This window comes from Neorhizobium galegae bv. orientalis str. HAMBI 540 (assembly GCF_000731315.1).
GTDB classification, from domain to species: domain Bacteria; phylum Pseudomonadota; class Alphaproteobacteria; order Rhizobiales; family Rhizobiaceae; genus Neorhizobium; species Neorhizobium galegae.
In genome coordinates this window covers 1,468,140-1,480,499 of sequence record NZ_HG938354.1, presented here as the reverse complement: position 1 = coordinate 1,480,499, position 12,360 = coordinate 1,468,140, and the positions used below count along the sequence as shown (strand labels likewise).

The window sequence follows — 12,360 nt, the reverse complement described above, 5'->3', positions numbered from 1 at the left end:
GATGACTTGCGCTGAGATAAGCCTCGCCGGCCGGAAACCGCGACTGGACGATCGCCCGCTTCAGAAACGCATCGGTCTGGTGATCCTGGCCACCGACCATACGACGGAGGTCGACTTCCAGCGCATGGTCGCGAGCGATCGCATCGGCGTCTATGTCAACCGCATCCCTTATGCCAATCCGACGACGCCTGAAAATCTCATCAGGATGCAGCCGGTGCTGACTGAAGGCGCCTCGTTGATCTTGCCGGGCGAGACGCTGGATGCGGTCATGTATTCCTGCACGTCCGCCTCCGTGGTCATCGGCGATGCCCGTATCGAGGAGGCGATCCGCGCCGCCAAGCCGGGCGTTCCCGTGGTGACGCCGACGGCTGCGGCCGTAAAAGGCCTGCGGGCTATCGGTGCAAGCCGAATTTCGATCCTGACGCCCTATGCCGTGGAGACGAGCCGGCCGATGGCCGATTATTTCGCCGGCCTCGGCTTCACGATCGACAGGTTTACCTGCCTGGGTTTCGACGACGACCGCGAAATGGCGCGCATTGCGCCGGATGAGATCGTTTCGCTTGCCCGCGATGCAATCGCACCGGAATCGCAGGCGCTTTTCATCTCCTGTACGGCGGTGCGCGCCGCCCAGGTCGTCGCCCGTATCGAAGCCGAGACTGGCAGGCCTGTCGTCAGCAGCAACCTCGCCACCGGCTGGGCCTGCCTGCGGCTCTGCGGGGAAACGGCATCGCGTCCCGAACTGGGCACGCTGATGACCAAGCCCTATCCGGAAGGCTGAGACCATGAGCGGGAAGACCTTGCCGGTTCAACTTGACGATATCCTTTCCGCCGCGATCCGCATCGATGGCCGCGTGTGCCGGACGCCGATGGTGGCATCGGTCGTTCTGAGCGAGCGGATGGGCGTACCGGTCCATCTGAAGCTCGAACACCATCAGGCCACCGGCAGCTTCAAGCTGCGTGGTGCGACGAACGCCATCCTTTCGCTGACGCGCGAGGAGCGGGCGCGCGGTGTGGTGGCGGCCTCCACAGGCAATCACGGGCGGGCGCTCGCCATTGCGGCGTCAGCGGAAGGTGCCGTCGCAACCATCTGCATGTCGTCGCTGGTGCCGGAAAACAAGGTCGCGGAAATCCGCCGCCTCGGTGCGCGCGTGCGCATCATCGGACGTTCGCAGGACGAAGCGCAGGAAGAGGTGGACAGGCTGGTGGCAGAAGAGGGGCTGGTCATGGTGCCGCCTTTCGATCATCCGGCCATCGTGGCGGGGCAGGGTACTCTCGGTCTTGAAATCGTCGAACAGGTGCCGGAGATCGGGACCGTTCTGGTGCCGCTGTCCGGAGGCGGGCTTGCCGCCGGCATCGCTGCCGCGGTGAAGGGACTGAGACCGCGGGCGCGGGTCATCGGCCTGACGATGGAGCGCGGCGCGGCGATGAAGGCGAGCCTGGATGCGGGCAGGCCGGTTCTGGTCGAGGAAGTGGCGAGCCTTGCGGATTCGCTCGGGGGTGGCATCGGACTCGACAACCGCGTGACGTTCGCGATGTGCCGGGATCTTCTTGACGATGTCGTCCTGCTCTCCGAAGCGGAAATTGCCGCCGGCATCGCACATGCCTATTCGGTCGAGCGCGAGGTGGTGGAAGGCGCCGCCGCTGTCGGCATCGGGGCGCTGCTTGCCGGAAAGGTCAAGAGCCTTGGGGCCATCGTCGCTATCCTTTCCGGCCGCAATATCGACATGGAACAGCACCGGCAGGTGATCAACGGTGACGCCATCCATGGAAAGGACGCCGCATGAGCCGGATAATCATTCTCGCCGAAAAGGACCTGCGCAAGCTTGTTCCGCTCGACGGCGAAGCGGTCGCCTGCGTCGAGGACGCTTTCCATGCGCTTGCCACCAAGCCGGTCGCCATGCCGCCGATCCTGCGCCTCGATATTCCCGAACATCGCGGTGAGGTGGATGTAAAGACGGCCTATGTGCCGGGCATCGAAGGCTTCGCCATCAAGATCAGCCCCGGCTTCTTCGACAATCCGAAGATCGGCCTGCCGAGCACGAACGGCATGATGGTCCTGCTGTCCAGCCGCACGGGTCTCGTGCAGGCGCTGTTGCTCGACAACGGTTACCTGACCGATGTCCGGACGGCCGCGGCGGGTGCGGTTGCGGCAAAACATCTTTCGCGTCCGAACTCGGCCGTTGCGGCGATTTTTGGCGCAGGCATGCAGGCGCGGTTGCAACTGGAGGCTTTGGCGCTGGTCCGGCCGATCCGTGAGGCGCGCATCTGGGCGCGCGACCTCGGGAAAGCCAAAACCGTTGCCGCCGAATTGACGATCAGGCTCGGCATCACAGTAAGGGCCGAGGTCGATCCTGAGATCGCCGTCGCCGGTGCCGATATCGTTGTGACGACGACCCCATCGGAAATCCCGATCCTGAAGGCGGAATGGCTCCAGCCCGGCCAGCATGTGACCGCCATGGGTTCAGATGCCGAACACAAGAACGAGATCGACCCGGCAGCCATCGCCAAGGCCGATGTCTACGTCGCCGACAGCCTGAAACAGACGCGCCGGCTCGGGGAACTGCATCACGCCGTCAAGGCCGGGCTCATTTCACCGGATGCCGAATTTTCCGAACTTGGGCAAGTCATCGCCGGCATCCGCCCCGGACGCGAAAACACAGGACAGATCACACTCGCCGACCTCACCGGGACCGGCATCCAGGATACTGCCATCGCCACGCTCGCCTTCGCGCGGGCGGATGCCGCCGGCGCTGGCACCGCATTCGAAAGCTGAGCTGGCCTTGCGCCGGATAAGAAGGGAAGAAACATGACCCAGCCCAATCTTAAATTCTCGCGTGGGGAATATGCCGCGCGGCTGGAAAAGACCCGGCATGCCATGGAGGCGAAGGGGGTGGACCTCCTGATCGTCAGCGATCCGTCCAACATGGCCTGGCTGACGGGTTATGATGGCTGGTCGTTTTATGTGCATCAGGCCGTCATCGTACCGCCGTCCGGCGAACCGGTCTGGTTCGGCCGCGGCCAGGACGCCAACGGTGCCAAGCTGACTTCTTATCTCAGCCAGGAAAATATCGTCGGCTATCCCGATCATTACGTGCAGTCGACTGAGCGCCACCCGATGGATTATCTCTCCGGTATTCTGACGGACCGCGGCTTCGGCACGCTGACGATCGGCGTCGAGATGGACAATTACTGGTTCTCGGCGGCTGCCTTCGCCTCGCTGCAAAAACATCTGCCGAACGCCCGTTTCGCGGATGCGACCGCGCTCGTGAACTGGCAGCGTGCGGTGAAAAGCGAAACCGAGATCAAATATATGCGCAACGCCGCGCGGATCGTCGAGGCAATGCATGCCCGTATCTTCGACAAGATCGAGGTCGGCATGCGCAAATGCGATCTGGTCGCCGAAATCTACGATGCCGGCACCCGCGGCGTCGACGGCATCGGTGGCGACTATCCGGCGATCGTGCCGCTCTTGCCGTCAGGTGTCGAAGCCTCCGCGCCGCACCTGACCTGGGACGACCGGCCGATGAAGAGGGGCGAGGGCACCTTCTTCGAGATCGCCGGCTGCTATAACCGCTATCACGTGCCGCTGTCGCGCACGGTCTTCCTCGGCAAGCCGACGCAAGCCTTCCTCGACGCGGAAAAGGCGACGCTGGAGGGCATGGAGGCAGGCCTTGCTGTGGCCAAGCCCGGCAATACCTGCGAGGATATCGCCAATGCCTTCTTCGCCGTGCTCAAGAAATACGGGATCGCCAAGGACAACCGCACCGGCTACCCGATCGGACTATCCTATCCGCCGGACTGGGGCGAGCGCACCATGAGCCTGCGCCCAGGCGACCGCACCGAGCTGAAGCCTGGCATGACCTTCCATTTCATGACCGGCCTCTGGCTCGAGGACATGGGTTTCGAGACAACCGAGAGCATCCTCATCACCGACACCGGGGTCGAATGCTTCGCCAACGTACCGCGCAAGCTGATGGTCAAGGATTGAGACTGCGATGAGCGAGAACGCCTTGCGACCGTCGCCGATCAGCCCGACGGTGGACTTCGACGCCGACGGCGTGCAGCACGGTTTCCTGCGGCTGCCCTATAGCCGCGACGATTCCGCCTGGGGATCGGTGATGATCCCGCTTACGGTTATCCGCAACGGCAAGGGGCCTGTGGCGCTCCTGACCGGCGGCAATCACGGCGACGAATACGAAGGGCCGATTGCGCTCTTCGATCTGGCCCGCAGCCTCAAGGCGGAGGATGTCAGCGGCACGGTGATCATCGTTCCGGCGATGAATTACCCGGCATTCCTTGCCGGAACGCGAACGTCGCCGATCGACAAGGGCAACCTGAACCGCAGCTTTCCCGGTCGCCCGGACAGCACGGTAACGCAGAAGATCGCCGACTACTTCCAGCGCGATCTGCTGCCCCGCGCCGACGTCGTCCTCGACTTTCACTCCGGTGGCAGGACACTCGATTTCCTGCCCTTCTGTGCGGCCCATATCCTGCCCGACAAGGATCAGGAAGGCCGCGCATTCGAGCTGGTCAAGGCGTTTTCGGCGCCCTATTCGATGAAGATGCTCGAGATCGACGCGGTCGGCATGTACGACACGGCCGCCGAGGAGATGGGCAAGGTCTTTATCACTACGGAGCTCGGCGGTGGCGGCACCGCGACGGCGAAAAGCGCGGGGATCGCCAAGCGCGGCGTCATCAACGTGCTGCGCCATGCAGGCATCGTCACGGGCAGCGCGGAAGTCACGCCGACGACCTGGCTCGACATGCCGGACGGCAATTGCTTTTCCTTCGCCGAGGAAGACGGACTGATCGAGCCCGTCTTCGATCTTGGAGAGGAGGTTGGCGAAGGCGCCATTGTGGCCCGCATCTACCCAACCGGACGGACCGGCGCAGCTCCCCGTGAAATCCGCGCGAAGATGGGCGGCATCCTATGCGCCCGGCATTTCCCGGGATTGGTCAAGGCCGGCGACTGTGTGGTCGTCATCGCCGTCGTCGTCAGCTGACGTAATCGAAAACTGTCTTTTCTGCTCCGCCGCTTCGTTATGAAAGCGGCGGAGCCAATATATTCCGAGCTTGGATCAAAGCCCGGATGCGCGCAAATCGCAGGTGATGCCGCCCCGGACGGCGGCCGTGCGCGCAGGTTCTTTCGCACTTGCGAAGAGCACCACAAAACCAACATCATTTCCCGCCAACTAGATCGTCAGCGGTCCTCAGCCTCGGCCATGGCTCCCGGATCGCGCCGTTGAACGAGGCAATCGCCTCGTTCAATCACTGGGAATGCGCGCTAAACGACTAGGGGAAAAATTGCATGGAGAACTCGATGACCGAAGTGTCCAGCAGATAGCCCGCCCTTCGAATGCGGCAAGGAGATCTCACGCATCATGCGCGCCAAACCCGCGCTTGCGGTAAGACGGCGCAGTCTTCTCGCGGCTTGAAAAGAGGCCGAAACTCCACGAAAAAGGGTAGCTATGGAATGATGTCGCTCACGTACGATCGGTATTTGTTGCGAAGAGGTCGGCCATGAGCATTGCTGATCGCCTGGTAACGGGAAGTCTCTGGGTCTCGCTCTCGAGGGTCATCGTCAACGGGTTGTCGACCCTCAGCACCATCGTCCTGGCATGGTATCTTTTGCCGTCGGACTTTGGCTTGGTTGCGCTTGCGACAACGATGCTCGCCATCGTGACGACGATAACCGAGCTTTCCCTGAACGAGGCGCTCATCCGCCACGAGGCGCCCGGGGAATCTCATTTCAGCGCTGCATGGACACTGGCTGCAACGCGCGGTCTGATATTGTGCGTTTTATTCGCCGCGTTCGCCTATCCGGCTTCCCTCATTTACGACGAGCCGCGCCTTTTCGGCGTCCTTCTTGTTCTGAGCCTTAGCCTCCTCATAAACGGGTTCGCCAATCCGCGACGGATCATGCTCCAGCGGGAGCTGATTTTCTGGCAGGAATTCGTTCTCAATGTTGCCCAGAAGATTGCCGGATTTGTGGCGACCGTCGCCATCGCCGTCATTTATCAAACCTATTGGGCGCTTGTGGTCGGCACGTTGGTGATGCAGATCACCAACGTTGTGGCATCCTATTTTATCCTGCCGTTCCGCCCCCGGGTCACCTTTTCCCATATGCGCGAGTTCTTTTCGTTCTCGATCTGGATTACCGCCGGGCAGATCGTCAACACCCTCAATTGGCGTTTCGATTACCTGCTGATCGGCAAGCTGCTGACGGGTTCGGCCCTCGGATATTATTCGCTTGGCGGGCAGCTGGCGATGACGCCCACGCGCGAAGCAACGGCGCCTCTGACCGCCACCATCTATCCCGCCTTCGCCAATGTCCGCCATGATCCTGCCCGTCTCGCCGCAGCCTATCAGCGAACGCAGGCGTTGCTGACGGCGGTCGCGTTACCCGCGGGCATAGGGATGGCTGTCATCGCAGATCCCTTGGTCAGGCTCGTGCTTGGTGAAAAATGGCTTCCGGTGATTTTCATCATCCAGGCGCTGGCGTCAGTTTATGCGCTGCAGACATTGGGATCCCTCAATCAGCCTCTCGGCATGGCGCTGGGGCAAACCCGGACCCTGTTCATCCGCGACGCGCAGATGCTTCTCGTCCGGATTCCGGTGATCACGATCGGCCTGGTGTTCTGGGGGCTTCCGGGGTTGATCTTCAGTCGGGTGCTCACCGGCCTCTTCAGCGCTTTGGTGAACATGGTGATCGTCAAGCGCTTCATAAATGTCTCGGTCACCGCCCAGCTATGGGCAAATTTCAGAGCGCTTGCCAGTTCGGCGGTCATGGCTGCCGGCGTCTCGCTCGCAGACCGCTACATGGGAGTTGAGGCCACGCATACCGGACTTGTTCTACAACTTGCCGCCCTTATCTGCCTTGGAGGCGTTCTTTATTGCGGCTCCAGCATCTTTCTCTGGCTGGTTATGGATCGTCCAAATGGTCCGGAGACTGAAGTCAGAAAGATCGCTTCCAAGGTGTTGTCCAAAGTCAGTCACGCCTGATCGCGGGACTTGTTGTTCTAACTTTTGAAAGAGAGGCATAATGTCACCCGTTCAGCAATCCGAACTGATCACCAAGCTTCAGGACAGGACCCACGATTGCCTTAAAGAGTTCATCCGCCCTGATGAACCGATAGCGATACTGGACTTTCCCGACATCAGGAACTGCGGAGATTCCGCGATCTGGCTGGGAGAAATGGCCTATTTGCAGCAGCGGCACGCAAAGCGGCCTTCCTACGTCTGCACGACTGACGATTTTTCACCGGATGAACTTAAAACTTCAGCCCCGAACGGTCCGATCTTCATCCATGGGGGCGGCAATTTTGGCGATATCTGGGTGTTTCACCAGGATTTCCGGGAGCGCGTGATGGAGCTGTTTCCCGACCGGCAGATCGTCCAGTTTCCGCAATCGATTCACTACAAGTCCCCGGAACGGCTGGAGCAAAGCAAGCGCGCGATCGGCAAGCACAGGAATTTCGTGCTGCTGGTGCGCGATGAGGAATCGTTTCAGTTCGCCAAGGAAAATTTTGATTGCCAGGTCCATCTGTGCCCGGACATGGCCTTCTGCATCGGCAGCATAAAGCCCGCCGCGCCGGAATTTCCCGTGCTTGCGATGCTCCGCCAGGACAAGGAGCAGGTCGGAACCGTCGACTTTTCCGCCTATCCGGACATCCCGAAGGAGGATTGGATTACCGAGAGCCGGTCGAAGGTGCGGGTTGCGAAAGCACTCGGAGCAGCCTCGGCACTGCTGCATTTCACCCCTTCCGAAATGCGGCTGCGTAAACTGGACGCCGCGGCCAACAACCGCTTCCAGCGTGGCATACGGCAGATTTCCCGTGGCGGGGCCATCGTGACCGACCGCCTGCATGTGCATATCTGCTCGCTTCTCATCGGCCGCCGCCATGCGGTGCTCGACAACAATTACGGCAAAATCCGGCGTTTCATGAATGCCTTTTCGGGAGGCACCGATCTTTCCTATAAGGCGACTTCGCTCGATGACGGCATCAGATGGGCAAGAGAACAGGCGGATGTCGCGGCATGATCGCGCCTGAGATCAACGGCTGGAGGCTGTCATGAGTGTTATCACCTTCATCATTCCCGTCAGGCACCAGGACAACGCACGTGACTGGAGCATCCTGAAGCGAAATCTGACGCAGACGGTGGCGTCCATCGCCAACCAGACCAGTCCCGACTGGCGGGGGGTGATCGTCGCCAACAGGGGCGCCGATCTTCCGGTCCTGCCGGACAAGTTTTCGGTGGCATGGGTGGACTTTCCGCCGAACGACATCCACGAGCGCGGCGATGCGACGGAAGAGGATTTTCTCGATTCATTCCGCGCCGACAAAGGCCGCCGCGTCCTTGCGGGCATGCTCACGGCCCGCGATTGTCGCTTCTTCATGATCGTCGACGACGACGATTTTGTCAGCGCTCGAATTACCGAATACGCCGCCCGGCACCAGAACGAGAACGGCTGGACGATCGACAAGGGCTATATCTGGGACGACGGCGGCAGCATTCTGTTGTGCCGCGACCAGTTCAACCACTATTGCGGAACGTCGCTGATCATCCGCTCTGACCTCTACGGACTGCCATCCAAGGCGGAAGACGTTTCACTCCAATGGGTCAAGGACATGCTTGGCAGCCATGTCCGCATAGAATCGGTTTTGACCGAACGCGGTACGCCCTTGAACGCGCTACCGTTCCGAGGTGCAGTTTATCGTGTCGCCCATAAGGGATCGCACAGCAAGGCTCCCAGTCTGATCCATATGTATTTCTTGAACAGAAACGTTCTCAGGCAGCCTGTCCGAGTTCTCAAGAATTTGACAAAGCTCCGACCGCTGTCGGCGGGATACAGAAAAGAGTTTTTTGGGCTTTCCGCCGGAAAGACGGAGTAGAATCGCGGCGTCCGGTCCAAGCTTGGGATCCGCTGACGAGCATCGGAAGGCTACGGTGCGGCGATGCGGATTGCCGGCGAAAGCGTGGCGCACCGATGGCCGCGGCGAAAGCGGCCGGAACCTGACGGCCGGCCGCTTCAGATTTCGTCGCGGCGATTAAACGGCGCCGCGGGTTTCCACGTAGATCGCGTAGACCGAGTGGCTGCTCGCCATATAGAGGCGGTTCTTCTTCGGGCCACCGAAGACAAGGTTCGGGCAGCGCTCGGGAAGCTTGATGAAGCCGATCGCCTTGCCGGCCGGGTTGAATATCTTGACGCCGTTCAGATCCTCAGGCCGGGCGCCTGCAGCGCCGTTCGATCCCCAGCCGCACCAGAGATTGCCATCGACGTCGATCTTGAAGCCATCGAGACCGCCGTTGTCGTCGGCCGTCACCAATGCCGTCTTGTTCGACAGCTTTACGCCGTCTGCGCCGACATCGTAGCTCCAGATTATGCGGAATGGCGATGCGCGGCCTTCAACGATGTAGAGCTTCTTTTCGTCCGGCGAAAAAGCGAGGCCGTTCGGGCCTTTCAGTTCGTCGGTGACGAGGCCAAGCTTGCCGTCCGGCGATATACGATAGACCGAGTGGGGCAATTCCGCTGTCGCTTTCTCGCCTTCCCACTCGCCGGCGATGCCGAAGGGCGGGTCGGTGAACCAGATGGAGCCGTCCGACTTGCAGACGATGTCGTTCGGAGAGTTCAGCTTCTTGCCGTTGTAGTTGTCCGCGAGCACGGTAATCGACCCGTCATATTCGGTGCGGGTGACCCGGCGTGTCAGATGTTCGCAGGAAAGCAGCCGGCCCTGGCGGTCGCGGGCGTGGCCGTTGGCATAATTGGCGTTGGCGTTGTAGACGCTCCAGCTCTCATTGGCTTCGTCATAGCGCATGACGCGATTGTTCGGAATGTCGCTGACAAGCAGATAGCGCCCGTCGCCGAACCAGACCGGACCTTCCAGCCAGCGAGCGCCGGTTGCGACTTGTTCGAGCGAACTGCTGGCGACGCGATATTTCGCAAAGCTCGGATCGAGGATTTGGATAGCCGGATCGGGATAGATCGGGCTCGGCCTAAAGCCGATCGCTTGTGCGGATGCCATTTTCGGGAAGGTGGTTGCCAGGGCGGCCGCTGAAAGCGTCATGATGTTGCGGCGTGAAAAATTCACGTTGAAGTCCTTTGATTATGGATAGTTGATTTCATATCAATTTGCCCGGTTTGACGGGGAACCGAGACCATGGTCCGCTCCCAATTAAAGGCAGTCCATTGTGCGTCGCAACAAACAAGATTGCCTTCTGCCGCCTTTGGTTAAGCAATGGTGAAAACCACCTGAAAGTCAGAATGTGCCTTAGATGCGCTGCGGCAAGAGTAAGATTTTATTATGAAAAAGCGCTTATGAAAAACGGAGGATCAAGTTCGATCACCATGCGCATGATGTGCACCGTCCGGCACGGCTCCGGCATTTTTCACTTTCGATGCACCGTCGCTCTTTCACCGTTTTTTGAGGTATCTGATGCTCAAGAATTTAAAGATTAAAACAAAATTTCTCATGGCGATTGCCATCCTCGCGGTCATTTCCCTTGCAGGCCTGATGTATGTCACCAGCAAGTTCAGCGCCGCCAACGAGGCTTATTCCGGCTTCCTGCAGAAGGAAAGTAACGCGGCGACCTTCGGACCCCGCGGCGCTGCCGGCATGTGGACCGCGACGACATGGCTGAGCCGTGCACTGGCCCAGGACCCGGCAAGCGCGGCGTTCCAGGATCTGTCCGGCCGGTTTTCCAAGGAATTTGCTGGCGCCCGTGACCGGTTGACCCAGATCCCGGCGCTGGTGCCGAGCCGCAAGGCTGCGATCGACGAACTGCTTGCCGGTGCGGATGCGCTGAAGGCAGTCGGCGACGATCTTCTCAAGGCCCATACCGCAGGCGACCAGGAAAAGGTCAGCACCCTTTCCGCCAAGCTCGACCAGGCCATCGTCGATCTCTCGCCGAAATTCGGCGCCAATAACGGCGCCATGGCCGAAATTCTCAACAATGGCGCCAAGACGTTGAGCCAATCGGTCTCCAGCACGATCACCTATGCGATCTGCGGCATGCTTTTAGGCATCGCGATCGCTGCCGTCCTGTCCATGACCATCGCCCACAAGGGCATCACCGCGCCGATGGCCCGCCTGCGTGAGCGTATGGCTTCGCTGGCCGCCAGCCAGACGGAAGCTGCCATCGACGGCCTCGACCGCAAGGACGAAATCGGCGAGATGGCCAAGGCCGTCGCCATCTTCCGCGACAACGCTCTGCAGCGTGCTCGCCTGGAACGGGAAGCCGAAGACAATCGCGGCCTGTCCGAGCGCGAGCGCATGGAGCGCGAAGCCCAGAAGACGCGCGAAGCCGCCGAGATCAAGTTTGCCGTCGACAACCTGGCAGAGGGCCTGAGCCATCTGTCCGATGGCAACGTCTCCTATCGCATCGAAAAGCAGTTTACCGCGACGCTGGACGGTGTCCGCAACGATTTCAACGCCTCGGCCACAAAGCTGCAGACGGCCCTGGAGCAGGTGGCGGAGAATGCCCGCAGCATCCAGGCCGGTTCGGCGGAGATCAAGGCGGCCGCCGACGATCTGGCCAAGCGCACCGAGCAGCAGGCAGCTTCCGTCGAGGAAACCGCCGCAGCTCTCGAAGAAATCACCACCACCGTGAAGGACGCCACCAAGCGCGCTCAGGAGGCCGGCGCGCTCGTTGCCCGCACCCGTAGCGGCGCCGAAAACTCCGGCGAGGTCGTCCAGCGTGCCGTCAAGGCGATGGAACAGATCGAGAAGTCCTCAGGCGAGATTTCAAACATCATTGGCGTCATCGACGATATCGCCTTCCAGACCAATCTTCTGGCATTGAACGCCGGCGTCGAAGCGGCCCGTGCGGGCGATGCCGGCAAGGGCTTTGCCGTCGTTGCCCAGGAAGTGCGCGAACTCGCCCAGCGCTCCGCCAAGGCCGCCAAGGAGATCAAGGCGCTGATCACGACGTCGAACGAGCAGGTCAATGCCGGGGTGCAGCTGGTGGGCCAGACCGGACAGGCGCTGGTAACGATCGTTTCGGAAGTGCAGGAGATCAACCGGCACGTCAACGCAATCGTGGAGTCAGCCCAGGAACAGTCTTCGGGCCTTCAGCAGATCAACACGGCCGTGAACCAGATGGACCAGGATACCCAGAAGAATGCCGCGATGGTCGAGGAATCGACCGCGGCAAGCCATGGTCTCGCCCGGGATGCGGCATCGCTCAACGAACTGCTGGCCCAGTTCAAGCTGCCCGGCCAGCGCCACGCTCCGCGCCCGGCCGATCGCCGCGACACTCCGGCGGCCTCGCCGGCCCGCAATCTGGCCCGCAGAGTTGCCACGGCCTTCTCCGGCGGCTCCGCGGCCGCTGCGGTCAACAACGATTGGCAGGAGTTCTAGG

General features: G+C 61.0%; 10 protein-coding genes. 9 read left to right on the top strand and 1 reads right to left on the bottom strand.

Features of this window, described 5'->3' with window-relative positions:
* Nucleotide 1 precedes the first annotated feature (1 nt).
* The 8 genes from eutA to RG540_RS29525 all read left to right on the top strand — a co-directional run bounded on the left by eutA (nucleotide 2) and on the right by RG540_RS29525 (nucleotide 8,894).
* Nucleotides 2-778 (top strand): ectoine utilization protein EutA, encoded by a 777-nt coding sequence (eutA, locus tag RG540_RS29560; protein ID WP_041365852.1) that lies wholly within the window; start codon nucleotides 2-4, stop codon nucleotides 776-778.
* Nucleotides 779-782: 4 nt separating this feature from the next.
* Nucleotides 783-1,784, top strand: a complete 1,002-nt coding sequence (gene eutB, locus RG540_RS29555; protein ID WP_041365850.1) for a hydroxyectoine utilization dehydratase EutB — start codon at nucleotides 783-785, stop codon at nucleotides 1,782-1,784.
* On the top strand, nucleotides 1,781-2,773 hold the full coding sequence (gene eutC, locus RG540_RS29550) for an ectoine utilization protein EutC (RefSeq protein WP_041365848.1): 993 nt from the start codon (nucleotides 1,781-1,783) through the stop codon (nucleotides 2,771-2,773). Before eutB ends, eutC begins: the two co-directional genes overlap by 4 nt.
* 33 nt (nucleotides 2,774-2,806) lie before the next feature.
* Nucleotides 2,807-3,988, top strand: a complete 1,182-nt coding sequence (doeA, locus tag RG540_RS29545) for an ectoine hydrolase DoeA (protein ID WP_041365846.1) — start codon at nucleotides 2,807-2,809, stop codon at nucleotides 3,986-3,988.
* A gap of 7 nt (nucleotides 3,989-3,995) precedes the next feature.
* Complete coding sequence (doeB, locus tag RG540_RS29540; RefSeq protein ID WP_041365844.1) at nucleotides 3,996-5,003, top strand: N(2)-acetyl-L-2,4-diaminobutanoate deacetylase DoeB; 1,008 nt, start codon at nucleotides 3,996-3,998, stop codon at nucleotides 5,001-5,003.
* 517 nt (nucleotides 5,004-5,520) lie between these two features.
* On the top strand, nucleotides 5,521-7,002 hold the full coding sequence (locus RG540_RS29535; protein ID WP_041365842.1) for a lipopolysaccharide biosynthesis protein: 1,482 nt from the start codon (nucleotides 5,521-5,523) through the stop codon (nucleotides 7,000-7,002).
* A gap of 40 nt (nucleotides 7,003-7,042) precedes the next feature.
* The gene (locus RG540_RS29530; RefSeq protein WP_041365840.1) at nucleotides 7,043-8,041 is read left to right on the top strand and encodes a polysaccharide pyruvyl transferase family protein; all 999 of its coding nucleotides are present in this window, start codon (nucleotides 7,043-7,045) and stop codon (nucleotides 8,039-8,041) included.
* A gap of 31 nt (nucleotides 8,042-8,072) precedes the next feature.
* Nucleotides 8,073-8,894 carry a hypothetical protein gene (locus RG540_RS29525; protein WP_041365837.1) on the top strand — a complete coding sequence of 274 codons (822 nt, stop codon included), beginning with the start codon at nucleotides 8,073-8,075 and terminating at the stop codon, nucleotides 8,892-8,894.
* Nucleotides 8,895-9,050: 156 nt separating this feature from the next.
* On the opposite strand, the gene RG540_RS29520 is transcribed toward RG540_RS29525, so the two are convergent.
* Nucleotides 9,051-10,091: an SMP-30/gluconolactonase/LRE family protein gene (locus tag RG540_RS29520; RefSeq protein WP_041365835.1), complete on the bottom strand. Its 1,041-nt coding sequence runs from the start codon at nucleotides 10,089-10,091 to the stop codon at nucleotides 9,051-9,053.
* Between the two features lie 345 nt (nucleotides 10,092-10,436).
* Between RG540_RS29520 and RG540_RS29515 the strand changes: the two genes are divergently transcribed.
* Complete coding sequence (locus tag RG540_RS29515) at nucleotides 10,437-12,359, top strand: methyl-accepting chemotaxis protein (RefSeq protein ID WP_041365833.1); 1,923 nt, start codon at nucleotides 10,437-10,439, stop codon at nucleotides 12,357-12,359.
* Nucleotide 12,360: the final 1 nt, after the last annotated feature.